This window comes from Pseudoalteromonas luteoviolacea NCIMB 1944 (assembly GCF_001625565.1).
In the GTDB taxonomy this organism is placed as follows: domain Bacteria; phylum Pseudomonadota; class Gammaproteobacteria; order Enterobacterales; family Alteromonadaceae; genus Pseudoalteromonas; species Pseudoalteromonas luteoviolacea_F.
On record NZ_AUXS01000072.1, the window covers coordinates 1 to 25,353 of the forward strand.

Here is a 25,353-nt window from a genome sequence, read left to right on the forward strand (position 1 = left end):
CGTCCGCCATCTCTTTTGAGATGATGCTTTACTCAAATAACCTCACTAAAGTGGTAAAATATGAGATAAACACCGACGAGAGTCGGTTTTTTTATGCCTGAAACATAGCTTTTTACTAATTAATTAGCCATTGAGAAAATCGCTCTTTGAGTTTGGGTAGGGGGGTTGAGATACACTTTTCCTACTTGGTTATGTTGTTGTTTCATTACCCAATAGCAGCCAAGCCAGTAACGGATACGCAATGTCGTTTTTGTCCAATTTTACTTTTAATGTATGCCCTACTATTTAGTCTAAATTTGAATCTATACTCAGGAGCACCTTATGAAAGAGGCATATACGGGAGAGCAGTTAGCACAGATATACCGAAATATCAGGCTCAAGCATGAAGAAAGCACAATGTTTGTAGATTGCGGCTTTAAACAAGCAACTTCACAGCAAGATGAGATATTGGCTGCATTGAAACTTAAGACCTTATCTTTGCAACAGCTAAATAGTGTGAAACCATTCTTTTTATTAGAAAATATTCAAATTGAAGAGCACGTAAAGATTAAAAAAAGGTTCTTTTTTGGGTTGTGATCAGGCATATTTCCCAAGTAGTTAATCAACCAAGAGGCGCTCTGTTTATGCATTTTTTCTACCTCAAATTGTGTGTTTTGATTTTACTGGTATTGCATACAAAAATAGCAATTGCCATAGAGGTAGGTGCACAACAGCCCGAAAAGTACTTATCTTATCTTGAGAATAAACGTGTTGGGTTAGTAGTAAATCAGTCATCTCGTGTGGCAGATATGCATTTAGTTGACTTTCTACTTGCGAACAACGTAAAGGTCGAGCGAATTTTTTCTCCTGAGCATGGATTTCGGGGGGATCAGGATGCAGGCGCGCATATTGACAACAGCTTTGATGTAAAAACAGGCCTGTCAATTGTTTCACTTTATGGAAAGCAGAAGCGTCCAACTAAGGAATCTTTGCAAGATCTAGATGTGTTGATATTCGATATTCAGGATGTCGGTGTTCGTTTTTACACTTATATTAGTACCATGCACTATATGATGCAGGCGGCTAAAGACTATCGAAAAAAGTTCATTGTATTGGATAGACCAAATCCCAATATTCGTTTTGTTGATGGGCCTGTATTGAACAAAAAGTTCAGCTCATTTGTGGGAATGCATCCAATTCCAATTTTACATGGTATGACCGTCGGAGAGCTTGCTCAAATGATAGTGGGAGAAGGATGGTTGTCGGGGCCGAACAAGCTTGATTTGAACGTGGTGGCAGTGAAAAGTTATCAAGCCTCGGATGAGTATATTTTGCCAATTGCACCTAGTCCAAACCTTCCAAATCAACAGTCTATCTATCTATATTCTTCTTTATGCCTGTTTGAAGCAACAGCAGTGTCAATTGGAAGAGGCACTGACTTTCCTTTTCAAGTCTATGGTCATGACCAAGTACAGCTAGGTGACTTTAAGTTTTCTCCACGCTCTATTGTTGGTGCTGCACGATTTCCAAAACTAGAGGGAAAGAGTGTGTGGGGGAAGGACTTGAGGCAAAGCAGTCTAAATGGGTTTGACTTAAGCTGGTTTATTGAAGCGTCCAACGAATTTAAACAACGCAACAAACAATTTATCACATCTCCTAAGTTTTTAGATAAATTGGCTGGTACTGATATTGTTAGATTAGCTGTAGAGCAGGGATTGAAAGCTCATCAAATAGAAGCCATTTTTCAACAGGAAGTCAGTGAGTTTAAAAAGCGCAGAGCGCCTTATCTGCTTTATTCTAGATAGGGCACTCTGACGGCAAGCTTAGATATTTAACATATCACTCATGTATTCATTGGAGCGATCAGCTCGGCGTTGCCAATGTAGGTTTGATTGAGCAAGGGCAATGAAAAGTACATCAATAAGGTAGCCTAAAGATGCACGTGTCAGTACCGCCGAATGTTTTACTGCTTCTGTTTCTTGTATACAGTACAGGCAGTTATCTGCGTAATTAGCCAACTCACTGTGGCCATAACGTGTTAGCGCAAGGATTTGGCATTCGTTAACTTTGGCTTGCTGTGCAAGTTTTACCATGCTTTTTACGACGCCAGAGTTACTCAAACAAATCAGTAGGTCGTCTTTACCCATTGTCGCCACGTAGCTTGCAGCACTCAATTCATCGACATGAGTAACAGCACACACACCTAGCTTTTGTAACTTAAGGGTTAAGTCTTGTGCCATGGTATGTGTTGAGCCAATTGCACATACCATCACTTTTTTTGCACCTTTTATCGCTTGCACTGCTTGCTCGAACAACTCTGGGTTATTTAGCTTGCTGGTTGCAACTAAGGTTGCTTGTTGGTTGGCGATTAGCTTTTCTGAAATGTGCGCAATTGAGTCGTTTTGATCTATTTCATTAGAGAGTGGGGTATTTTCTTGTGTTTGTTCATTTAATGCGTCAACAACCGCCAATTTAAAAGCGGGGAACCCTTTATACCCTAATTTTTGGGCAAACTTGACAACGCTTGACTGGCTAACGCCTGCTGACTTTGCAAGCTCTATTGAAGATAGGCCTCGAATTTTTGAACCTGACTTTAAAGTAAAGTCCGCTAATTTAGCTTCACTTTGCGACAGTGAAGGCTTCAAGGCCTTTATTTTTACAAAAGTAGACATGAGGATCACCTGGTAACTAAAACTAACTTAAACTGTCCATATTATAGGTTCAATTGGAACGTTGCGATAGATTGTTTCGGAATATTATTGCGTTTTTTGATTTATGCGGTTCTAGATGAGGTATTTTTGTTGCAATTGTGAATTTAGATACCCGAAAAACCTAGTTTTTTTGCTTTAGCGTTTAAGTTAACATGTTTATAAATTGCGCGTATACAAAGATGCTTTTGAGTAAATTAATGCCCTTTAGCGACTGTAATCAGTGCTTTTCATCTAAATCAAAACAAAAAAGGAAAGCTATGTCTTGGTATTCAATCTTGCCCCCCCTCATTGCCATTGCGGTTGTTTTTTGGCGCAAAGAAGTCATTTTAGCCTTAGTTTTAGCCATTGTTTCATCGGAATTATTACTTGTGATAAGTGGTGAAGGGCAGTCTATTTTTTTGACATTCACCAATAGTATCGAACGAATCGTTGGGGTCGCAACGTCGCCAGGGAATAGCCGTATCTTAATTTTTAGCATTGTTATTGGCGCGTTACTCGCTTTTATTCGTGAATCTGGTGGGGTGTCAGCGACGGTACAAAAATTGACTCAGGTCGGTGTTGCGCGAAATAAGAAGCAAGTCGGCTTATTAACAATGTTTACTGGCACGGCGGTATTTATTGAATCAAATATGAGTGTGTTGACTTCAGGGATAGTTTCTCGCGGGCTATTTGATAAGTTTAAAATGAGCCGAGCTCGCCTCGCATATATTATTGACAGTACCAGTGCACCAGTATGTATTTTAATATTACTCAATGGGTGGGGCGCTTATGTATTGGGGCTGCTAAGCAATTATGAGCTTGCTCAATCTCCGGTCAGTATTTTGTGGGGCAGTGTGGCATTTAATTTTTATGCCATCATTACATTGCTGATTGTTTTATATACCATTGTTTTCGACAAAGTTCATGGCCCGATGAAAGAAGCTGAAGAAGAGCTCAAGCGCGAGGAAGTGGAGCTTGATGCTGGACCTAGCGCCACCAAAGCTAGATTTATGCTTGTACCACTTGTTACGCTGATTGTGAGCATGATCGGGTTTATGTATTGGACCGGGAGCGGTGTACTGGCAAGCGGGAGTGGTTCCAAGTCGGTACTGTATGCAACGGTGTTGGCTTGTTCAGTTGCTTACGTGCTAATGCTCAAAGAAAAACAGTTCACGCATCACCAACTCGTTGATATTGGCTTCAAGGGAATGGGTGAGCTATTGCCTTTGGTCAGTATTGTATTGCTGTCATTGACACTTGGAGCAAGTCTGAAAGAGCTCGGTACAGGTGTATTTGTTGCGCAAATAGTCGGTGATTATTTGCCTATTTACTTTATTGTTCCCGTACTGTTTTTAACTGGTGCCGTAATGTCATTTACAACAGGGACATCCTGGGGAACATTTGCGATTTTGATCCCTATTGGGGTGCCTTTAATCCAGACATTGGGCCTTCCTCCTTCACTTGTGGTAGGCGCCATCTTAAGTGGTGGGATATTTGGCGATCACTGCTCGCCAATTTCGGATACCAGTGCTGTATCCGCACTGGCCTCTGGGTGTGACTTATTGACCCATGTTAAAACTCAGCTTCCATATGCACTTGTTGGCGGCGCATTAGCACTAGCGAGCTTTTTTGTCGCCAGTGTTGTTTTACTTTAAGGACACGCATACAAGGCTTTACCAGAAGGTGGGGCGGTAATACTAACCAGCTGCCCCGACTGATTTTTACCCAAAGCCAACAGTAACCCTTGATCCGAAGCAACCGATAAGTCATCGGGTACGCCTAATTCATCGAGTAAACTTTTACGTACTTCAATCAGTGTTTGATTTTGGCAATCGGCAATAAACCAAACATCGCGCTCAGAGTGCACTAATTTACCGTAAAACTGACTGACTTCATTGAGCTTTGCTTGCGATCCTGCTAGGGAGTCATCCAATTGTGCTTTTTGTTGTGCGATTGTGGTTTGATATTGGCCTTCAACAATATTATGAGTCTCAACAACATCGTATTGCGATGAAAATGAATTGGGTTCTAGTTGCGCTAAGAAAGTTTCAAAGTCGTTTAAGATACTTTGCAAAGACAGACTGCCCACTAGGGCTAATACACAACAGGAGCTAGCCCATAGACTTGTTCTCAGCCAAAACTGTCGGGTATGTTTGCGGTTTTCTAAGCGGCTTAACCTTTTTAATTTACGAACCTGTTTTGATGACATCTTGTTATGTCGTTTGGCAATTGAATAGGCTTGTTGGAGCTCATTGAGTTGGTGTTGTGAATTTTTCATTTCGGCTCTCCTAAAGTCTCTTTCAATTGCTGTTTCGCATATCTTAATCGTGTCTTTACAGTCTCAGGATTCGCAGTGGTGATTTCAGCGATTTGATTTAGCGAAAAGCCTTCTAATTGTAAACAAATGGCTTCTTTTTGTGCGATTGGTAAGCGCTTAATCGCACGATAAAGTTGCTCGCAGCAGGCAGCGTTGAAATTACTGTCTTCGACCTCTGAACTAAGTTCTGTTTCATTGTCGTCACACATAAATTTATTCTGCCGGCGAAACTCATCTACTAAGGCATTACGTGCAATCCTAAAGATGTAAGCCTTTGGCGTATTATTGCTCTGATAGTACTGTCTTTTTTCAACTATTGAGAGCCATGTTTTTTGGCATATATCTTCGGCCGTTTCCGGGTCACTTTGTGTACATAGGTAGTGATAAAGGTCAGGATTGAAATTATCAATCGCCTGCTCTATGTAACGATTCTCCCCACTGCGTTTAAATTCATGCAAGGGGTCATGTGCTTCGGTTTTATCTTGGATGAACCAGTTTTTTATCGCAAGTAGCATAGTCTCTCCGTGCTCAATTTAACTCTATGTACACAGGTGTTTGATCGCCGCCCCAAATGATATAGCGCGGCTCGCGTTATTTTTATTTTCGCTTACTTGTTCAAGTTAAACTCTAACACAACTGACTGACCGTATTGAATAGTTGGTTTGCCATCGACCATTTTGGGACGGTATTTCCATCGTTTAAGCGCTTTTAATGCAGCACGATTAAACACGCGTTTTGGTTCAGCATTAACCACCTGCGCGTCAATAACTTGCCCTGTTGGCGAAATGTTAAATGCCAATTGTACCCAGCCTTCAACACCGTCACGAGCTGCAGGGGCCGGGTATGCAGGGTCAATGCGCACAATCGGGGCCGCCGCGGCGTCGCTGACCTGCAAAGTACTCTGCATTTGTATCGGGGTCGACTTAACACCTGAGGTTATGTTGATATCTAGTGATACCCCTTCGGTAACGGAAGGGGTGACGGTTGGTTTAGGTGGTGCCTTTGGGGTCGCTTTCGGCGGAGGTGGCAAAACTTTGCGTGTTTCTACAGGCGTATCTTCAAAGTCTTGTGAAATAAATACATCAATAACCGGAGCAGGCTCGGCAACAAATACACGCTCTTGGCTAATCAATTTTTGCATAAAAGCAAATAACGCAAATGTAATTAAGATGGCGCTAATAAATGATAAAACAAGTTTATTTAGTGCGCGGTATGGAGTGTGTGTTTTTACATCTATCATCGTTAAAGTCATATTTTTCCCCTCTTTTGCTAGGTAAAACGCGCTAGGTCAAAAAAAGGGGTGATTTATTTTAGTTTTTTTATTTTTAGTCATTAAAATGCGAATTAACTAACGTGAGGAACCTTGATGCAGTTACAAGAAATAGATAAAGCAAGATATAGAAAACACCTAAACTGGGTGATTGGGGCCTGTATTGCGACTTTAACCGCTGGAAGTTTAGGTATAGCGCAACTTCTTATTCATGTATTTCCCGACACAGATGGAAGCCATTTCCATTGGAATCTGACAGGAGTAGTGCTTACCTGCATAGTGATCTTTGTCGTGCTCAAGCGCATAAAACACCATCCATTTATGGTGGAAGTAGTCTATGTCTGGGAGCTTAAGCAAGCACTCAATCAAGTCACCAGAAAAATGCCAAAACTGAAAAAGGCAGCACAGCAAGGGGACGTGAATGCTATGCTCGCTATGCAATTTAGTTACACAGGCTCTCGCCAATTATGGACATTGGACGACAACACGATAACTATGGAAGAGCTGTCGATATGGCAAGCTGAATTAGACAATCTTGCAAAGCAGCACAATGTTACTTTGGACATTCAGCAATACAGTGAACAAGTATTGCGTCACTTCTAAGCTGAGTAATAGGTATAGTGATTTTTCGATGTTTTCTTAATCGAGTACATAGCGACATCAGCACACTCAACTAAGCTTTTTAGATTGTCTGCATGGGTTGGGTAGTGAGCAATTCCAATGCTCACGCCAACTTGCAGCTCTATTTGGTGTCCATTTCTCTCGTAATGAGTAGGTATATTTACGGCCTCTAGTAGCTGCTGAGCAATATTATTGATTTTATGTTTATTAAATTCTTTAATTGCGATGACAAATTCATCTCCCCCCCAGCGGCATACCAAATCATTGCTAGAGATTATGTGGGATATATTTTTAGCAATGTGTTTAAGTACTTCGTCTCCCGCGTTATGCCCATAGATATCATTTATCGGTTTAAACTCATCAAGGTCCAAAAGTAATAAACTAAAGGATATATCCGAATCAATCCAACCAAGCAAAGTTAGTTCGGCTCCATATCGGTTATATAAGCTAGTTAAACTGTCTCTTTGAGCGCGATGGCTAAGTTGATTGAGCATTGTTTTGCGTGAAGTGATGTCCGCGAGGAATACTTGAAAGTACCACTGACCGTCACTTTCGGTGTTAAGTATGATCATACTTAACCACACCGAAGATAATGTTAGAGGGCTTGTGAACTCGAACTCGGATTGCATCACCTGTTTTTGTTTTATGCTGTTCTCCGTGAAGGTGTATAGAATATCTGGGGTTTTGCAGTATTGTCCCAAGTTGTCAGGAAAGCGCTCTTGGCAGTCTACTCCCATACCTGCCAACAAGTCTTTGGCGGCATCATTGACTAAAGAAACGTCTCCGTGTTCACGTACTAATAATGTAGGGGAAGAACTGCGCTCAAACATGAGGCGGAAGCGTTTTTCAAGTTGTTCTATCTCTAGACGTAAACTTCGCTCTTGCTCAAATAGCATTTCCGTGTTGCTCAACATTGCATTGATCCCTTTTCCTATTTTTCCGATTTCCGTATATTCATGTGCCGTCTCTATATCAATACGATGTGCACTGCCTGGTATGATATTTGTGAGTTGTTGACTTAAATGCCCCAAAGGCCTCGAAATCAGCACATAGGATAACCCTGCAAACATGATCAGCATTGGCACAATCACAACGAGCAAGGTTTGCACTGAAGAAAATGCGATATTGCGAGCATTTTGCCGTATGTATTGAGTGTTGGGCACCACGTGAATGAAGCCGATGTTTTCTTGTAAAATAAATGGGTTTGGTAGGCTAAAAGTGCGAGCTTCACGCTCAGAAAATAAGATGCTTTTTGCTAAAATCGTGTGTTGATTTGTCAACGCAGCTGATTGGATAATGTCATTGCTCACTAACCCATTCACCACTTCATTGGCTAAGTCTTTGTCCTCCAAGTACGCTGCAATTGATGCAGTTGAAGAGATGGTCTGACTGATTTGCATGATAGTTTCATCTGAGTGCTCTAGCTCTGTGTCAAATATATAATTGTAATATATGTGAGCATACACGGCAGAGAACAGGCAGGTTGAAAAGCTCAATATCAACATCAACCGAATTATTAAACTTTGTTTACTTAGCAAAACGGTACACTACTTTCAATTCATCAGTGACAGCACTTGCTGGAATATAAGCAATTGCACTCGGGGTTGTTACCACCTTATCAATTATAGCTTCAATTGACGGATATGCTTGTGGTGGCGACGCTTTGCCACTGAATTTAACCCGAGACCAATAGGCGTTAATTTGTGCAATGTTGCGACCGGTCAATGCGAGGAAAAAAGCGCTTCTTAATGCATGTTCTTTTTTATAATCCAAAGTCACAGCAATATGGCCGTTTGGAAATGCCAAATATTTGCCCATGTACATATCAATAAGCTGACGTTTTTCGATGTACTCAATAGGGTTGTGTTTGTTAACTACAATGACAATGTCCTCCTGTACATTGCTCCGCGCGTCAAAGGTGAGCAGCATAAGTACAAGCAAAGTCAGTAGAGGGCGAAGCATTAGAACACCCAGTTTAGGCTAATGCCTAATGTATTGAACGAGTTGTCGAAATTGCCTTTTTCTAAGTCTCGATGTAAATAAAAAGCAGACGGTAAACTATCCACAGCGGTATGCTCTAGTTGAACTTTTACCGCGAGAGAGTCATTTATTTCGGTTCTTAATGTGACAGATAAGGTATTTTGGTCAACCAAATAAAAGTTGGTGTGGCGAATAATCGTGTTATAAAGTAAATCGAGCTGTTCAGAGGAAATTAACGGGCGCTGTGGGGTTGTATTGTTAGACTTTACTTGCGCAAAAGTAGTCATTAGTGTGTGATTATTGTAATAAAAGCCGACACTCGCATATCCGGCCGTCAAGGCTTTTAAGACTTGTGAATTGGAGTCAATATAAGAAAGTTCACTTTGTGCAAACCACTGGCTATTGTCATATCTGACCCCAAGAGCGGAATAATTAAATCGCTTACCAATAATATTGAGTGACTCAAGTAAAGCGGGTCTTTGTGGCCAAATCTCATTAGGAATTTGCGCGAGCGCAGCTCTAAGTTGTTTTTGTTGTTCATTTTCATTGCCGGATTGCGTCGCTGTGTAGTTGGCTCTCAGTGTCCAATCATATGATTGCCACTCCAAGACCAGTCCAAACAATGACTTTAATTCTACGTCCCAGAAAAAGTTATCATCGCTCACAATAGGCGCTGTTGATCTACCAATAAAGAACTTACTGCTAAACAAGCCTTCAGAGAATGAATAGGTATATTTTATATCTGCGCCATCTAAGTTTTGGTGTGGGACAATCGCGTAAAATTCTGTGGGGGGATGATCGTACGTATACGTGTAGCCAATGTCTCTGTGTTCCGTCATCATAAATAAATCAAGCCCGGTTCTGCCAAAGCGAACCTGCCAATTGGCATTGGGTGTATAACGTAAAAATGCCATTTGAATAATGTTGTCGAGGTTTTGTTCTTGATTGTCTTTAAAAATTACTTGACCGACAAGCTGGGTGCTACTATTTGCCTGCCACTCTATTTGCCCACCAGCGGAAGAGTTGGTAAATCCGAATTCATTTTCATAGGTGGCGTTAGGTTGTGAGATATGCTGCCTAACCCCTGCGGTTTTTGAATCTGTGATTGTTAAACCGATCGTTGCAAACCCGTCTAACTTAAGTTGCTCGGCTGCAGCTTGGAAAGGTATACATATAAAAAGCAGGAAAAACAGCCTCATCAGCGACTCAATATTTTGACACGCAATTTATCTTGGTGATTAAAGACTAGCGCTAATGTACACATTTACCAGTTTTGTGTATTTTTACTTGTAAAATGGCAAGATTGTCACCATATAAACAGATATATCATTATTTGTGATACTATCACATTTTTAAATTAGGTATTTTCAAGTCGTGGCTGAAGTTAGAGCGAGAGTTGAGCTGAATGTAGGGCAGCGTAGTCATATTCCTGCAGAGATTGTATCTTTTGAAGGGTTGAAAGATGGTGAAGAGCATGTTGCTTTAGTTTTTAACAATGCAGACTCCCAACAAGAAATCCCGTTGATTAGAATGCACTCTGAGTGTTTGACTGGTGATGTGTTTCATTCATCTAGGTGTGATTGCGGTGAACAGCTCAATGAATGTATCGAAGAGATGCACCAAAGTGGAGGTGTGTTACTTTACCTTCGTCAAGAAGGAAGAGGCATAGGGCTATACAACAAAATTGATGCATATGTACTGCAGTCTCAAGGTATGAATACATACGAAGCAAATAATCACTTAGGGTTTGACGACGACTTGCGAGACTTTTCCGATGCGGTGTTAATGCTCAAGGCGTTGGGGCTGGATCATGTGAAGCTGATGACCAACAACCCACGTAAACTAAATGCTTTGCGCAATGCCGGCATTGAAGTTGAAAGTGTAGTAGGAACCCAAGCACATGTTAAAGCAGGTGACTCAGGGAATCGAAATTACCTAGAAACGAAAGTTAAACATGGCTCTCATATGCTTGATATGGAAGAAATCAAAAAGCCTAAATAGCTGGATTGATGATGATTTGCTTTATTACTAAACCTATTGTGGTAAGGCAAATCACGTGTCAATTACTAATTTATTTTCGTATTTAGCTTTTTTGTAGCATTTAGTGCCATTAAGCGTCGTAAACCTCCTTTCAAGTACTCTTTTGAAGCAGTATAATTAAACCGTTTTATAACTAAGTTAGTCATTTATGTCAGCAGAAATTCGAACATTTAAAGCGAGTTTTGGGGTGAGTTGGTTAAAAGCCGGATGGACGGTGTTTAAAGCTCAACCTTTAACTTTTATGATGATGTACATCTTTATCGTAATAGTAGGGCTATTTCCTTTCATCCTGCAAAATAAGATAATTCAGATGGCATGCGCGCTTGCGGGGCCATTCTTAACCGTTGGCTTCTATAATGCGGCGCTCAATTTGCAAGCCGGTAAATCAATTATGCTTGCTGACATCCTAAAGCCATTTTCCGCGAAAGGGCGTCGATTGAATTTATTCCGTCTTGGTTTGTATCAGCTTGGAGTTGCTTTAATTCTGGGGGTGATAATGAGTTTGTTGTTTGAGCCTATTACCAGCGCCATGCAAAATCATTCGCCTGAGCAAGATATGGAATCGGTTGTCGCGCAAATCGCCGCAGCTATTAGTTTCTCTGATATTGCAATTTTTGTGGTATTACAGTCTTTAGCAATGATGGCCTTCGCCTATGCGTTACCACTGGTATATTTCAAAGAGCAAGCAAACATCTTGAATGCGATGAAGCAATCTTTAAAGGTGTTTTATTATAATATGGCACCGTTGTCCGTGTTTGGTGGTATTGTGGCGCTGCTTATGATTGCTTCAGCTCCTTTGTCTCTTGTCCCGCTCATGTTCATCATGCCTATTGTATATATTGGCTTTTTCGTCTCGTTTCAGGCGATTTTTGCAGCGCAAAGTCCGCAAGATGACAATACACCAGATCAAGGCGACAAACATCAAGATAACATTGGGCAATCGGGTCGGTTTGACGCCTAATGGATGAAAAAGAACAGAAAAAACTTAAAAACTACGCAGTTTGGTTGTTATCTAGGCAAGAGTATTCGCGTAAACTACTGGGCCAAAAATTAAGGCAAAAAGGCGCCAGCGACGAGTATGCCGAGTCGCTGATCGAGTGGTTATGTGACATTGGTTATTTGGATGACGCTAGACACTGTGAGAGTTATTTAAACCGTCAACTAGCCAAGGGGCTAGGAGAGAAGCGAGTAATGATGGACGCCACTAACAAAGGCGTTGCGCGTGCGCAGTTAACGCAACTCATCGAAGAAAGAGAAATTGATTGGTTTGCCGTTGCTCAGAAAACATATGAGAAAAAATACGGCTATTCAACAAAACAATTAGACTATCAAGAAAGGTCAAAGCGCGTTAGATACATGATGTATCGAGGCTTTAGCTATGACCAAATAGATTTTGCTATACAATCGCAAAGTGAAAGTTGAAATCGAAAACTTCCTTTGTGGTTATCAGCATACAGCAGCAATAAAGGGTAAATAATCACATGCAGCACATGACTACCGCACAGATTAGGCAGAGCTTTTTAGATTTCTTTGCCAAACAACACCACCAAGTGGTGCCGTCAAGTTCTTTAGTACCAGGTAATGATGCAACACTTCTGTTTACAAATGCAGGTATGGTGCAGTTTAAAGATGTATTCTTAGGTGCTGAAAAGCGTCCGTACAACCGCGCAACAAGTTCACAGCGCTGTGTTCGTGCAGGTGGTAAACACAATGACCTAGAAAATGTTGGTTATACAGCAAGACACCATACATTCTTTGAAATGCTTGGTAACTTCAGCTTTGGCGACTATTTTAAGCAAGATGCTATTAAGTTTGCTTGGGCGTTTTTGACTGATGTGATTAAGTTACCAAAAGAAAAGCTGCTGGTGACCGTATATCATACCGACGAAGAAGCTTATGACATTTGGGCCAACCAAGTTGGCGTACCAGCTGATCGTATCATTCGTATTGATACGTCAGATAACTTCTGGTCAATGGGTGACACAGGTCCATGTGGACCCTGTTCGGAAATCTTTTTTGACCATGGCGAGCACATTTGGGGTGGTCCTCCGGGCAGCCCAGAAGAAGATGGTGACCGCTTCATCGAAATTTGGAACCTAGTGTTTATGCAATACAACCGTCATGCTGACGGCACTATGGAACCATTGCCAAACCAGTCTGTTGACACAGGTATGGGTCTTGAACGTATTTCTGCGATTATGCAAGGTGTGCACTCAAACTATGAAATTGATTTATTCCAAGCACTTATCAAAGCGACTGCTGAAGTAACAGGCGCTCAAGACTTAGAAGACAAATCATTACGCGTTGTTGCGGATCATATTCGTTCATGTGCATTTTTAATTGCCGATGGTGTTATGCCTTCAAATGAAGGTCGAGGCTATGTACTACGTCGTATCATTCGTCGTGCTGTTAGACATGGTAACAAACTCGGTGCGCAAGGGGCATTCTTCCATAAATTGGTTGGTGCACTGGCAGCGCAAATGGGTGAAGCCTACCCTGAGCTAATCAAGCAACAGGCAATCATCGAAAAAGTACTGCGTATTGAAGAAGAGCAGTTTGGGAAAACATTAGATCGTGGCTTAGCAATTTTGGAAGAAAACTTAGCGGGTCTTGAAGGTGATGTCATCCCTGGTGATCTTGTATTCAAGCTATACGATACATACGGCTTCCCAGCTGATTTAACAGCTGATGTTGCACGTGAGCGCTTTATGACTATTGATGAGCGCGGTTTTAAAGCGGCTATGGAAGCGCAGCGTAAGCAGGCACAGCAAGCGGGTAAGTTTGGTGCTGATTATAATGAGCAGCTGAAATCTGAAAAAGTCACAGACTTTAAAGGATATAGCTCTGTTCAATATAGCGGCACTGTGGTTGAGTTGTTTGCTGAAGGTGAAAGTGTTTCAGAGCTAGCCGATCAGCAAAAAGGCATCGTCGTACTTGACCGCACACCATTTTACGCAGAGTCAGGTGGTCAGGTTGGTGACACAGGTATTTTAAAAGTGTCTGGTGGCGAATTTGTCGTAACAGATACACAAAAACTGGGCAATGCATTTGCGCACCATGGTTATGTGACAGGTCGCCTAGGTATTAACGACAAAGTAGATGCTCAAATTGATGCTGAGCGTCGTGAACGCATCAAGAAAAACCACACTGCAACGCATATCTTGCACGAAGCATTGCGTCAAATTTTAGGTGATCACGTCGCGCAAAAAGGCTCGCTTGTGATGGCTGATAAGTTGCGTTTTGACTTCTCACATTTTGAAGGTGTGACCAAAGATCAGCTTCGCGAGATTGAAACTGCAGTAAACGATGAAATTCGTGCGAACTTTGCGTTGAATACTGAGTTAATGGATATCGATGATGCGAAAGCCAAAGGTGCAATGGCCCTATTTGGTGAAAAGTATGACGATGAAGTGCGCGTTGTATCGATTGGCGACTATTCAATCGAATTATGTGGTGGTACACACGTAGAACGCGCTGGTGATATTGGCTTCTTAAAAATCGTATCTGAAGGTGGTATTGCAGCTGGCGTGCGTCGAATCGAGGCCGTCACGGGCGAAGATGCTGTGAATTATGTTGCGGAGCAAGAGAAAGCGCTTGCAGATATTGCTGCACTAGTGAAAGGCGATAGTACAAGTGCACTTGAAAAAGTAGCAGCCTTAATCGAAAAAGCTAAAGGCCTTGAAAAACAAGTAAGTCAGTTAAATGATAAGCTTGCAAGTGCAGCTGGTGCGTCGCTAATCGAATCTGCAGTAGATGTAAATGGCATCAAGCTGCTTGTTGCCAACGTAGCCGGCACTGAGTCAAAAGCACTGCGTGGCATGGTTGATGATCTTAAGAATAAGATGGGCTCAGGGGTTATTGCCTTAGGTGTTGCTAATGGCGACAAAGTCAGCTTAATTGCTGGTGTGACTAAAGACTTAACCGGTCAGGTAAAAGCCGGAGAGCTGGTTAACCATATGGCTGCTCAAGTAGGTGGCAAGGGCGGTGGTCGCCCTGATATGGCACAAGCTGGTGGCTCTCAACCTGAAAACTTGGAAGCGGCACTGGCCAGTGTTCCTGTATGGTTGAATGAGAAAACTCAATAACTTGTGGCATTAATTGTAAAGAAGTTTGGTGGCACCTCAGTTGGCTCTATTGAGCGAATTGAGGCCGTTGCCGAACTGATTATTAGAGCTAAACAGCAGGGACATCAAGTCGTTGTTGTGGTGTCGGCAATGTCAGGTGAGACCAATCGATTATTGTCTCTTGCAAAGCAGATTGATGATCGACCGAGTGCACGAGAGTTAGACGTCTTGTTAACGACAGGGGAGCAGGTTTCTATTGCTTTGCTGGCAATGGCAATCGTCAAGCGAGGGCATTCCGCCGTGAGCTTATTAGCAGATCAAATCGGCATTAAAACAGACAATGTTTTTGGTAAAGCGCGGATACATGATATTGATGTCGATCGCTTACAGCAAGAGCTAGAGCACAACCGTATTGCAATTGTCGCAGGGTTTCAAGGGCGTGATACTGAAGGCAATATAACAACTTTAGGTCGTGGTGGCACCGATACTTCCGCAGTTGAAATTGCCGCTGCAATTTCAGCAGATGAATGTCAAATCTATACCGATGTTGATGGTGTTTATACCACGGATCCAAGAATTGAGCCTCGAGCACAGCGCATGGAGCAAATTACCTTTGAGGAAATGCTGGAGTTAGCTAGCTTGGGCGCAAAGGTGTTGCAAATAAGATCTGTCGAAGCCGCTGGTAGGTATAACTTACCGTTGAGGGTTTTATCAACTTTTAAGCCTGATTCTGGCACATTAATTAGCTACGAGGAACCAAAAGTGACAAGTAGAACTGTATCAGGCATTGCATATCAAAAAGATGAAGCTTTGTTGATTGTTCGTCAAGTTCCTGAAAACCCAAGCTCTTTAGCCAGAGTTCTGTGTCTTTTGGCTGAGTTTGATATTGAAGTGGACATGATAAGTCAAATTAATCATCAAGTTGGCAAAATAGACTATGCTTTAACTGTACACAGCAACGAGTATGCACAAGCGTTAGATGTATTAAATAGCAATTTAGTCGCATTGGGTGCTTCGTGTGTCGAGGGCAATGCAGAAGTTGCAAAAATCTCTGCTGTGGGTGTAGGAATGAAGTCTCACTCTGGCATCGCAGGCATATTCTTTGATGCGTTGGCTAACGAAAATATTCATACGCTTTTAGTATCGACCTCAGAGATAAAAATCTCAGTTTTGGTAGAAGAGCGCTATTTAGAGCTGGCTGTAAGAGCACTTCATAGTGCATTTAGCTTAGAAAGTCGTGATTAAGCAATAATTTTGCTTACTTTTACATGAACTTTTAATTAAAATGAACTTGACGCGGAATCTTTTAAATTTTGGAATAACAGGAGCAAGAGAATGCTAATTCTAACTCGCCGTGTAGGCGAAACCCTGATGATTGGTGATGAAGTGACAGTAACGGTACTTGGTGTAAAAGGAAATCAGGTTCGTATCGGCGTAAACGCACCAAAAGACGTTTCGGTACACCGTGAAGAAATCTACATGAGAATTCAAGCGGAAAAATCTAATCCGACAGGTAATATGTAACTGTTATAACATGTTACTAATGTTCGAGAAATGGCCACTTATACGTGGCTATTTTTTTGTCTGCTGAAAAATAAATGCATAAGCTTCATTATCCAGTGCCTGTCTAGATATGTATTGGCGATACTTGCCATGCTCCAATAAAATGCCTTTTTCCGTCTCTATGACGTTATCTATATCTTGCCATTGGAGTTGAAAAGCTCGATAAGGGTTATGTGCGTTGATCCCCTGTTCGCTAATTTCTAAAACAACCTTTGAGCCACTGGCTCTGCTCAACATTTGTCTAGCGACCCACCAAGGACGTCGATAATAGAATGAAACACCTTCTATTACTGCAAGTACAAACAAAAAGTTTCCTAAATAGGCTTGTTCAAGTAGGTAGTGAGATACAGAGCCTAATATCAGTAAAAAACCAATCAGGCCGTATTTGGGCTTATGATGTTGGCTAAATGACACAGATTCATCAAAGCATTCCTGAAAATATTGCTTATCTAGCGTGAATTCACTATGAAACACGAGTATTCCTCAAGTTGGCTAATCCTCAATTATACGATGTTCAGTCCCGCGTTTGAATCTCAAAATTCAACGCAAGTGCTGCTGTAATAAAACATCATTAAATTGCCCCTATATCCGTACTTAAGTCACTGTTTATGGTAACTCAAACTGAATTTAAGAGTATTTACTCCTGTTGCAAAATTTGAACTTGCTATATAGGTAAGACCAATTATTTGTCGGTTAATAATGGAGCTGTTGTGTCGTAATTAAGTAATAGCTTATCGTTATTTAGTCTATATATCTTGAGTATTTTTCATATTTATTTGGCAAAGTTGGGGTTGGTTTACCATCATTGTTCAATAAGTGTGTGAAATGAATACAAAAAACATTATTGGTAATACCAATTTACAACGCGCTTTACATGAAGTGTTTGTTTGATATGATGGTTGAATAAATATTTACAAAAGTTGCCTATCTATTTCCTTAAATGGGTAGGTGTAAACAAATAAATAACAACTAAGGGGGCGGAGATGGAAATCAGCGAATTGCTAGCGCAGGCTGCCAATCTTATGTTAACTGGCATGATTGGTGTGTTTTTATTTTTATCTATTCTGATCTTTGCGGTAAAGGCTTTGTCAAAGTTTGCTGCAACAGGGCAAGAGTTGGAGCAACCTAACGTCAAGAAGCCTTCGACAAAGTCTACATCAACAGGCGTGCCTGCGGCACATATCGCGGCGATCAGCGCTGCAGTTTCTCAATTTAGACAAAACAACTAAGGGGTATCTCATGTCAAAACTAAAACTCACAGAATTAGTCCTCAGAGATGCTCACCAATCTTTATTAGCGACGCGTATGCGCCTTGAAGATATGTTACCTATCGCAGAAGAGCTTGATAAGGTTGGCTATTGGTCAGTGGAGTCATGGGGGGGCGCGACTTTTGATGCGTGTATTCGTTATCTTGGTGAAGATCCCTGGTATCGGATCCGCGCGCTCAAAGAGGCGATGCCAAACACGCAACAGCAGATGCTATTACGTGGTCAAAATCTGCTGGGGTACCGTCACTATGCAGACGACGTAGTTGAAAAGTTTGTTACGCGAGCACATCAAAATGGCGTCGATGTGTTTAGAATTTTTGACGCGATGAATGACGTTCGCAACCTTGAAACAGCCATTCGCGCGGCAATTAAAGTCGGCGCGCATGCGCAAGGTACTATTTCTTATACGGTAAGCCCAGTACATAACCTTGAGAGTTGGCTGAAACAGGCAAAGCAGTTGGAAGAAATGGGCTGTCACTCAATTTGTATTAAAGACATGGCAGGGTTACTCAATCCATACGATGCTGAAACTTTAATTTCTGAGCTCAAACGTACCGTATCGGTACCAATTGCGATGCAGTGTCATGCGACGACCGGGTTAAGTACCGCGACGTATCAAAAAGCCATTGATTCAGGTATTGATATGTTAGATACCGCGATCTCATCAATGAGTATGACATACGGTCACAGTGCGACGGAGACACTTGTCTCAATTGTGGAAGGCACGAAACGAGACACGGGATTGGATTTAGATCAACTCGAATCGATAGCTTCTTATTTTAGAGACGTACGTAAAAAGTATGCGGCCTTTGAAGGCAGCCTAAAAGGCGTGGATGGCCGTATTCTGTCTGCACAAGTACCCGGCGGTATGTTGACCAATATGGAAAACCAGCTCAAAGAGCAAGGTGCCGGAGATAAATTGGATGAGGTATTGAGTGAGATACCTCATGTACGTAAAGATCTTGGGTTTATTCCTTTGGTTACACCGACGTCTCAAATAGTTGGAACGCAAGCTGTGCTCAATGTGTTAACCGGTGAGCGTTATAAAACCATTACCAAAGAAACGTCGGGAGTATTAAAAGGAGAGTATGGTGAGACGCCAGCTCCTGTTGACGAAGAATTACGCGCTCGTGTGCTTGATGGCCAAGAGCCTATTACGTGTAGGCCTGCAGACCTAATCGAGCCAGAAATGGACAGCTTAGAGGCTGACTTGTTATCGAAGGCTAAAGAAGACGGGATCGAACTTGCAGAGTCTGTGGTTGATGATGTATTGACTTATGCTTTGTTTCCTCAAATCGGCTTAAAATTCTTAAAAAATAGATATAACCCAGAGGCATTTGAGCCAAATCCGAGCTTGGTCGTCAATACCGCTACGGAAAATGTAGTAAAACAAGCTGCGCCTGTTCGCTCAAAACAAGAGAATGAGCGTTACAGCGTCAGAGTCGATGGCAAAGTGTATGATGTGGAAGTATCCGCTGGCGGACAGCTTCAGGAAGTTGCTGTTAAAGACAGCGAGTTAATGCCACAGTCTGCATCTGTAAGTTCAGGTGAAACCCTAAACGCCCCTCTGGCCGGTAATATTTTTAAGGTGCACGCAAAGCCTGGTGATGATGTGGTGCAAGGAGATGTGGTTCTGATCATGGAAGCGATGAAAATGGAAACTGAAGTTCGTGCCACATCTAATGGCAAAATTGCCGACATTTTGGTCTCAGAAGGTGACTCGGTCTCTGCTGGCGACGCCATTATTGAGATGGCATAGGAGTTTGTGAGATGGAAGGGTTATTGAATTTATGGCAAGCAACGGGTGTCGCTAACTTGTCTTTCCCCGCACTGTCTATGATAGCGGTGGGTTGTGGTTTGCTGTATTTGGCTATTGCCAAGAAGTTCGAACCACTGCTACTTGTGCCGATTGGGTTTGGCGCTATTTTAACGAATATCCCGGTTGCAGCTTTATCTGAACCAGGCGGGTTACTTTACTATGTGTACTATATTGGGATAGACAGTGGGATTTTTCCTCTGCTCATTTTTATGGGGGTTGGAGCGCTTACGGATTTTAGTGCGCTGATCGCCAATCCTCGTATGTTGTTGCTTGGTGCAGCTGCGCAGTTTGGTATTTTTGCCACCTTATTTGGCGCGATTTTGCTGAACTTTATTCCAGGATTTGAGTTCACTTTACAAGACGCTTCAGCCATTGCGATTATCGGTGGGGCCGATGGCCCAACGGCTATATTCTTAGCCTCCAAGTTGTCGCCAGAATTACTAGGAGCGATAGCTGTGGCTGCATACTCTTATATGGCTTTGGTGCCAATTATTCAGCCTCCGATTATGAGATGGCTTACCTCTGATGAAGAGCGCAGTATTGCGATGCCGCAATTGAGAGCAGTTTCAAAAAGAGAGAAGATTCTTTTTCCTTTGATGGTATTAGCATTAACACTATTGTTTTTACCTGCTGCAGCGCCACTAGTCGGCATGTTCTGTTTAGGCAACTTAATGCGTGAATCAGGTGTAGTGGATAGGCTTAGCAACACCGCACAGAATGAGCTCATCAATATAACCACGATTTTCCTTGGTTTGGCGGTAGGCTCAAAATTGGCGGCAGATCAATTCTTAACGGTAGAGACTCTGGGGATTTTGGTATTGGGTGCACTTGCATTTAGCATCGGGACTGCATCTGGTGTATACATGGCAAAAATCATGAATCGTGTTTCCTCTAATCCTATCAATCCGTTGGTTGGGGCGGCTGGTGTATCGGCGGTCCCAATGGCGGCGCGGGTGGTGAACAAAGTTGGCCTTGAATCAAACCCACATAACTTTCTTCTGATGCATGCAATGGGGCCTAATGTAGCAGGAGTACTCGGCAGTGCTGTCGCTGCGGGGATATTACTTGCGCTGGTGAATTAACAACACTCTCCAACCTTTAGTGGGGCATCTGCCCCACATTTTTCTTTATTATTACATCTAGTCCTGATCCGAACACTCAATCATACTTCATTAACTACCTCACGAGACGGTTTAACTAAATTTCGGGTCAATTTGCCATGTCCGTGGTATAACGGAGTGAGACGACAGAAAATTAGGGATTAACGTGAATATAATTGTGATATTGGTATGTTTAGTGGTTGCCTTGGTTATTTTGATCCCATTACTTGAAAAGTATCAGGGAAAAATGGGACTAGATAAAGCACAGAAGTATGGTAAGTATATAATTCCTTTGGCGATGTTGGGGGTAGTTGTAAATATTATCCATTCGATGTCACAAGGCTAAGTGACATAAAGACAGGCAAAGCCACAATGTGACTTTGCCTGCAGGTTTGTCATTAGTTAGCTGCTTGTAAGTACTTTTGAATAAACTCAGTCGCTTTCATATAAGACTCTTCAAGCTCATCTCGTAATTGGATCAGCTGATCACTGCTCATTTCCTCTTCTTTACATTTAGCTTCAAATTTCTCTGCAATTAACGCAACTTGTTCAGCACCAATAGTACGCGAGATAGACTTAAGCTGGTGACATGCTTCAATGATTTCACTTTGGCTAGATGAAATGACCGCGCCATTAATATCACGAGCTAATTCACTGCTTTGCTCTAAATACATTCTAAAGAAGCGCAGTCGTTTTGCGCTGTCGTCATTTACGTATTTGTTTAGCTGCTCCATGTTAATGGGGGGCTCATCCACAGATCCGTTGCCTATCTCGTCTTCTGAAATAGCTGGAGGCTGATCTTCGAGTGTCATTTTCGGATCGCTATTTTCTGGAGTAAAGCTGTGCATATCCACGGTCATGGTCGGCTCTTGAGGTGGCACAACCACATCGTCTTGGAAGGCTGGGTTTGCCGTAGTATCAACTTGAACTTGATCGTCAGACGCGATTACAGGCTGATTTGCTTTAGGGCTCGCATCAAGTTGCACTGGCGCAGACTGAGTTGGTTGCTCAGAGCGATTGCCAGAAGCGTTTTGCCACTTTTCTAAGGTTGCTTCAAGGACGTTTAACTCAACAGGCTTAGTGATATAGTCGTTCATTCCTGATGCCAAGCAGCGATCTCGCTCACCTTTCAGTGCATTGGCTGTAATTGCTATTATATAAGGCTGCGCATTGATGTCAGGAGATTGCTCTGCAATATCTCTGATTTTGGTAACCATATCGTAGCCTGACATTTTCGGCATATGTAAGTCTGTTAATACAACTGCATAATGACCTTGTTGCCACATCTTCAAGCCTTCTTCGCCGTTTTCTGCTACTTCAACACCATAACCTAATAAGTGCAACTGATCGGTCAGAACTTGCTGGTTTAAGACATTGTCTTCAACTAACAGTACTAATTTGTTTTCAGCTTTAGCATCTTCCGTATTCAAGTAACTGTTCATGGTACGCGATGGCTTAAGTTGTTTAGGTTGGTGTAAACCAACGGCAACTAGCACTGCGGTCATGAAACTTGTTTTACAAAGCGGTGCGGCATTGAGGTAAAATATGTGGCCGTGATTTAAAGCTGACTCATCCATGGTGCTCAGTACAATCACTTGCTGGTTATTGTGTTCAATTGAATATAGTAGGTCTCTCAATTGCTGGTTGACTTTTTCCATGCCATCAAGCCCATCAAGTACCCACACCACATCCTGTTCGTATTGGTGTTCATCAATTTCACTTGGGTCGACAACGATCGCTGAATTTGCGCCCATAAACGACAAGTATCGCGCCAATATCGCACGGCGATTAGGGTTGTGGGTAAAGGTCACCACTTTTCTGCCCGCCAATACACCCTTATTAGCGTATTCGACTTTGCCACTGATACTAAATGGTAGCTCCACGATAAACTCACTACCCATGCCAATGTCAGAATTAACATTGATTGACCCGAGCATTAGTTCTACCAAGCTCTTACAGATAGATAGACCAAGGCCTGTGCCGCCGTACTCTCTGGTGATCGACCCTTCAGCTTGAATGAAGGGGTTAAAGATCTCCCTCAGCTGAGCTTGAGTCATGCCTTTTCCGTTATCGGTCACTTTAAAGCGCAGTGTGTAGTGCTCTGAAGTATTCTGTGCTACTTCAACAGAGATTTTGACAAAGCCTTGTCTACTCTCATCTGTTGTCGTGAATTTGATTGCGTTGCTACATAAGTTGTACAACACCTGGCGCACGCGCACCGCATCACCCACTAAGTTGCTTGGTATATCTGGTGCAATGGCCAGCTGGAGGTCCAATTTACGCTTTTTGGCAACTGAAGAGAGTACACGAGCAACTTCTTCTATTGTCTCTGATACTGAAAACGCACTACTATCTATTTGTAATTTTCCGGCTTCAATTTTTGAAAAGTCCAAAATATCATCCAGTATTCCCAGCAAAGAGAAGGCTGAATCTCGTATAATCGTAGTAAGACGATGCTGGGCGCCGTCCAGTTCTGTTTGGCGCAACAAATCAATAGTACCAATTACCCCATTCATTGGAGTGCGTATTTCGTGGCTCATAGTCGCTAAAAACGTTGTTTTTGCTTCAGAGGCTCGTTCAGCATTTAGGGTAGCTTTTTCCAGTGCTAGGGTACGTGCTTGCACCTCAGTCTCTAAACTGGTTTGCAGCTGCCTTAATTCGTTTTGAGAAGCTTTGTTGCCTTTAATAATATCGCGGATCTGATTGATTAGTGCGTTTATTCCTATGGCTGTGCCAGATAAGCCAAAACTAAGCTGTTCAGTAACATGTACGCCGTAATCTTTTTTGCTTATGAGGTGTTCTAGCTCTGAATTCAGCAATTTTAATTCTTTAGCAAGTTTGCCGACGATTTGTTTTTTCAAAAACAGCGCAAAGCCAATTGTTAGTATCAATGCTATGACAATAAATACGTAACTAAGAGGGTTAGATGTTGCCACTTCAACTTTTGGTTCGCTATATACTAATACAAGCTCACCGACTGGAATGTCATCTAGAGTGAGGGGTTGATGTACAATAACCTGCCCATCGATGGTCAGTTTAGTGCGTTGCTTAATTGGTGCAACAGGAGTGTCGCTAGATTGAAAAACCAAACTTGGTTTTCCCATCCCGCTGTCAGCATATAAATAAGCATCAATATTAGGGTTACCAGCTTTGACCGATGTTAGCATCTGTTTGGCGTAGTTATAGCCAAGCTTCATCATCGTGTTGCTAAGTGGCGCAGCTAAGTCTTGTGCTTGTAGAGCAAGATCTGGTTGACTGTGTACCACTGTATTCGTTTTCTTCGGCCAAAGATAGGCCCCAAATGAAGCAATACTAGTAATTATTAAGGTGATAAAAACAAACAGGGGCACGAAACCTTTGATCTGTGCTTGTGAAGATTTTTCCATTGAAATAGTCCGAACAAGTAACTTTCAAATCGAGCGTTATAATAACTTCACATCCTAACACCTATAATGGATGATTTCTCTACGTTTTTACTTCTTTATTATTGCGATGTGACTATTCTAACATTGGATTTAAGTATAAAAATCAGCCTTTAGTAGCCCATTTTTGTTGATTTTGCATGAATTGTGCGCAAACAAATTATATTGCAAAAAAATAGTTGACTTGAAAGGGTAAAACCCGTTTAATACGCCGCACGCCCAGATAGCTCAGTCGGTAGAGCAGAGGATTGAAAATCCTCGTGTCGGTGGTTCGATTCCGCCTCTGGGCACCATTTTTAAAGGTGCGCCGACTTAGCTCAGTTGGTAGAGCAACTGACTTGTAATCAGTAGGTCATCCGTTCGACTCGGATAGTCGGCACCATTTAATAAAAGTGGAGTGCTATTGAAACACAGAATTCAATAAGCCAAATTATTTCAAAATGCTCATTTTTAGAGCCATTTGGAATTGTATTAAAAATCCTAAGTGAGTTTTGATACACAAAAACTGTTTGCCCAGATAGCTCAGTCGGTAGAGCAGAGGATTGAAAATCCTCGTGTCGGTGGTTCGATTCCGCCTCTGGGCACCATCTTTTAAAGATGTAAAACAAAGAATTTAATCAATTCAGCTTATTAAAGAAAAGCTGTATTGAACTTAATAAAGATTTTGCCCAGATAGCTCAGTCGGTAGAGCAGAGGATTGAAAATCCTCGTGTCGGTGGTTCGATTCCGCCTCTGGGCACCATTATTTGGTGTGCCGACTTAGCTCAGTTGGTAGAGCAACTGACTTGTAATCAGTAGGTCATCCGTTCGACTCGGATAGTCGGCACCATTTATACAATATGAAGTAAAAAACGTTTCCAAATAGTATTAAAGACTACTTAACGTTCAAAATAGAATTTTTGCCCAGATAGCTCATTCGGTAGAGCCCTTTGGAATCGTATTGAAAATCCTCAGTGAGTTTTGATACACAAGAAAATTTATTTGCCCAGATAGCTCAGTCGGTAGAGCAGAGGATTGAAAATCCTCGTGTCGGTGGTTCGATTCCGCCTCTGGGCACCATTATTTTAGTGTGCCGACTTAGCTCAGTTGGTAGAGCAACTGACTTGTAATCAGTAGGTCATCCGTTCGACTCGGATAGTCGGCACCACTTCTTCATATTAGCATGGCAGATAGCTTACATTAGTAAGCCGTTTGGAGTTGTATTGAAAATCCTCAGTGAG

Annotated in this window: 23 protein-coding genes and 7 tRNA genes; 21 read left to right on the forward strand and 9 right to left on the reverse strand. The window is 42.1% G+C overall.

Annotated features, from left to right (window positions below):
• Window positions 1-321: 321 nt before the first annotated feature.
• Window positions 322-576 (forward strand): hypothetical protein, encoded by a 255-nt coding sequence (locus N483_RS22405; RefSeq protein ID WP_023399597.1) that lies wholly within the window; start codon window positions 322-324, stop codon window positions 574-576.
• A 47-nt stretch (window positions 577-623) separates the two neighbouring features.
• Complete coding sequence (locus tag N483_RS22410) at window positions 624-1,784, forward strand: exo-beta-N-acetylmuramidase NamZ domain-containing protein (RefSeq protein ID WP_023399598.1); 1,161 nt, start codon at window positions 624-626, stop codon at window positions 1,782-1,784.
• Window positions 1,785-1,802: 18 nt separating this feature from the next.
• On the opposite strand, the gene N483_RS22415 is transcribed toward N483_RS22410, so the two are convergent.
• A complete protein-coding gene (locus N483_RS22415; protein WP_023399599.1) occupies window positions 1,803-2,651 on the reverse strand; it encodes a MurR/RpiR family transcriptional regulator in 849 nt (282 codons plus the stop codon).
• Between the two features lie 296 nt (window positions 2,652-2,947).
• On the opposite strand from N483_RS22415, the gene N483_RS22420 reads away from it, so the two are divergent.
• Window positions 2,948-4,324 (forward strand): Na+/H+ antiporter NhaC family protein, encoded by a 1,377-nt coding sequence (locus N483_RS22420; protein ID WP_023399600.1) that lies wholly within the window; start codon window positions 2,948-2,950, stop codon window positions 4,322-4,324.
• Here N483_RS22420 and N483_RS22425 read toward each other — a convergent pair.
• From N483_RS22425 to N483_RS22435, 3 genes are all read right to left on the reverse strand, one after another.
• Window positions 4,321-4,947, reverse strand: coding sequence for a hypothetical protein (locus N483_RS22425; protein WP_023399601.1), 627 nt, complete (start codon window positions 4,945-4,947; stop codon window positions 4,321-4,323). The genes N483_RS22420 and N483_RS22425 overlap by 4 nt on opposite strands.
• Window positions 4,944-5,501 carry a sigma-70 family RNA polymerase sigma factor gene (locus N483_RS22430; protein ID WP_023399602.1) on the reverse strand — a complete coding sequence of 186 codons (558 nt, stop codon included), beginning with the start codon at window positions 5,499-5,501 and terminating at the stop codon, window positions 4,944-4,946. The genes N483_RS22425 and N483_RS22430 overlap by 4 nt, the downstream gene beginning before the upstream one ends.
• Before the next feature lie 92 nt (window positions 5,502-5,593).
• Window positions 5,594-6,238 carry an energy transducer TonB gene (locus N483_RS22435; protein WP_023399603.1) on the reverse strand — a complete coding sequence of 215 codons (645 nt, stop codon included), beginning with the start codon at window positions 6,236-6,238 and terminating at the stop codon, window positions 5,594-5,596.
• 114 nt (window positions 6,239-6,352) lie between these two features.
• Between N483_RS22435 and N483_RS22440 the strand changes: the two genes are divergently transcribed.
• Window positions 6,353-6,859: a DUF3087 domain-containing protein gene (locus N483_RS22440; RefSeq protein WP_023399604.1), complete on the forward strand. Its 507-nt coding sequence runs from the start codon at window positions 6,353-6,355 to the stop codon at window positions 6,857-6,859.
• Here N483_RS22440 and N483_RS22445 read toward each other — a convergent pair.
• The 3 genes from N483_RS22445 to N483_RS22455 all read right to left on the reverse strand — a co-directional run bounded on the left by N483_RS22445 (window position 6,856) and on the right by N483_RS22455 (window position 10,056).
• Window positions 6,856-8,277 (reverse strand): sensor domain-containing diguanylate cyclase, encoded by a 1,422-nt coding sequence (locus N483_RS22445; RefSeq protein ID WP_231105490.1) that lies wholly within the window; start codon window positions 8,275-8,277, stop codon window positions 6,856-6,858. The two genes, N483_RS22440 and N483_RS22445, sit on opposite strands and share 4 nt — an antisense overlap.
• A 127-nt stretch (window positions 8,278-8,404) precedes the next feature.
• Window positions 8,405-8,839, reverse strand: coding sequence for a hypothetical protein (locus tag N483_RS22450; protein WP_023399606.1), 435 nt, complete (start codon window positions 8,837-8,839; stop codon window positions 8,405-8,407).
• The gene (locus N483_RS22455; RefSeq protein WP_023399607.1) at window positions 8,839-10,056 is read right to left on the reverse strand and encodes a hypothetical protein; all 1,218 of its coding nucleotides are present in this window, start codon (window positions 10,054-10,056) and stop codon (window positions 8,839-8,841) included. The genes N483_RS22450 and N483_RS22455 overlap by 1 nt, the downstream gene beginning before the upstream one ends.
• Before the next feature lie 175 nt (window positions 10,057-10,231).
• Between N483_RS22455 and N483_RS22460 the strand changes: the two genes are divergently transcribed.
• The 6 genes from N483_RS22460 (at window position 10,232) to csrA (ending at window position 16,485) form a co-directional block, all read left to right on the forward strand.
• Window positions 10,232-10,858, forward strand: a complete 627-nt coding sequence (locus N483_RS22460) for a GTP cyclohydrolase II (RefSeq protein WP_023399608.1) — start codon at window positions 10,232-10,234, stop codon at window positions 10,856-10,858.
• Between the two features lie 187 nt (window positions 10,859-11,045).
• A complete protein-coding gene (locus tag N483_RS22465; protein ID WP_023399609.1) occupies window positions 11,046-11,858 on the forward strand; it encodes a BPSS1780 family membrane protein in 813 nt (270 codons plus the stop codon).
• A complete protein-coding gene (locus N483_RS22470; RefSeq protein WP_023399610.1) occupies window positions 11,858-12,319 on the forward strand; it encodes a regulatory protein RecX in 462 nt (153 codons plus the stop codon). Before N483_RS22465 ends, N483_RS22470 begins: the two co-directional genes overlap by 1 nt.
• Window positions 12,320-12,378: 59 nt before the next feature.
• The gene (gene alaS / locus N483_RS22475; RefSeq protein WP_023399611.1) at window positions 12,379-14,982 is read left to right on the forward strand and encodes an alanine--tRNA ligase; all 2,604 of its coding nucleotides are present in this window, start codon (window positions 12,379-12,381) and stop codon (window positions 14,980-14,982) included.
• A gap of 3 nt (window positions 14,983-14,985) precedes the next feature.
• The gene (locus N483_RS22480; RefSeq protein ID WP_023399612.1) at window positions 14,986-16,206 is read left to right on the forward strand and encodes an aspartate kinase; all 1,221 of its coding nucleotides are present in this window, start codon (window positions 14,986-14,988) and stop codon (window positions 16,204-16,206) included.
• 90 nt (window positions 16,207-16,296) lie between these two features.
• Window positions 16,297-16,485, forward strand: a complete 189-nt coding sequence (gene csrA, locus N483_RS22485) for a carbon storage regulator CsrA (protein WP_023399613.1) — start codon at window positions 16,297-16,299, stop codon at window positions 16,483-16,485.
• 48 nt (window positions 16,486-16,533) lie between these two features.
• On the opposite strand, the gene N483_RS22490 is transcribed toward csrA, so the two are convergent.
• Window positions 16,534-17,004, reverse strand: a complete 471-nt coding sequence (locus tag N483_RS22490) for a YcxB family protein (protein WP_036976319.1) — start codon at window positions 17,002-17,004, stop codon at window positions 16,534-16,536.
• A gap of 503 nt (window positions 17,005-17,507) precedes the next feature.
• Here N483_RS22490 and N483_RS22495 point away from each other — a divergent pair.
• The 4 genes from N483_RS22495 (at window position 17,508) to N483_RS22510 (ending at window position 21,057) form a co-directional block, all read left to right on the forward strand.
• Entirely contained in the window at window positions 17,508-17,753 is a 246-nt protein-coding gene (locus N483_RS22495; RefSeq protein WP_023399615.1) for an OadG family protein, read from the forward strand.
• Window positions 17,754-17,763: 10 nt separating this feature from the next.
• Window positions 17,764-19,551, forward strand: coding sequence for a sodium-extruding oxaloacetate decarboxylase subunit alpha (oadA, locus tag N483_RS22500; protein WP_023399616.1), 1,788 nt, complete (start codon window positions 17,764-17,766; stop codon window positions 19,549-19,551).
• An 11-nt stretch (window positions 19,552-19,562) separates the two neighbouring features.
• Window positions 19,563-20,693, forward strand: a complete 1,131-nt coding sequence (locus tag N483_RS22505) for a sodium ion-translocating decarboxylase subunit beta (protein WP_023399617.1) — start codon at window positions 19,563-19,565, stop codon at window positions 20,691-20,693.
• Window positions 20,694-20,877: 184 nt separating this feature from the next.
• Window positions 20,878-21,057, forward strand: coding sequence for a hypothetical protein (locus N483_RS22510; protein WP_023399618.1), 180 nt, complete (start codon window positions 20,878-20,880; stop codon window positions 21,055-21,057).
• A 52-nt stretch (window positions 21,058-21,109) separates the two neighbouring features.
• Here the strand turns inward: N483_RS22510 and N483_RS22515 are convergent, their stop codons facing one another.
• Window positions 21,110-24,097 carry a hybrid sensor histidine kinase/response regulator gene (locus N483_RS22515; protein ID WP_023399619.1) on the reverse strand — a complete coding sequence of 996 codons (2,988 nt, stop codon included), beginning with the start codon at window positions 24,095-24,097 and terminating at the stop codon, window positions 21,110-21,112.
• Between the two features lie 253 nt (window positions 24,098-24,350).
• Between N483_RS22515 and N483_RS22520 the strand changes: the two genes are divergently transcribed.
• The 7 genes from N483_RS22520 to N483_RS22550 all read left to right on the forward strand — a co-directional run bounded on the left by N483_RS22520 (window position 24,351) and on the right by N483_RS22550 (window position 25,280).
• A tRNA-Phe gene (locus N483_RS22520) sits at window positions 24,351-24,426 on the forward strand.
• Between the two features lie 13 nt (window positions 24,427-24,439).
• Window positions 24,440-24,515 (forward strand) — tRNA-Thr (locus N483_RS22525).
• Window positions 24,516-24,644: 129 nt separating this feature from the next.
• Window positions 24,645-24,720: transfer RNA gene (locus tag N483_RS22530), tRNA-Phe, on the forward strand.
• A gap of 79 nt (window positions 24,721-24,799) precedes the next feature.
• A tRNA-Phe gene (locus tag N483_RS22535) sits at window positions 24,800-24,875 on the forward strand.
• Between the two features lie 11 nt (window positions 24,876-24,886).
• Window positions 24,887-24,962, forward strand: a tRNA-Thr gene (locus tag N483_RS22540).
• A gap of 154 nt (window positions 24,963-25,116) precedes the next feature.
• A tRNA-Phe gene (locus N483_RS22545) sits at window positions 25,117-25,192 on the forward strand.
• 12 nt (window positions 25,193-25,204) lie between these two features.
• Window positions 25,205-25,280, forward strand: a tRNA-Thr gene (locus tag N483_RS22550).
• Window positions 25,281-25,353 lie beyond the last annotated feature (73 nt).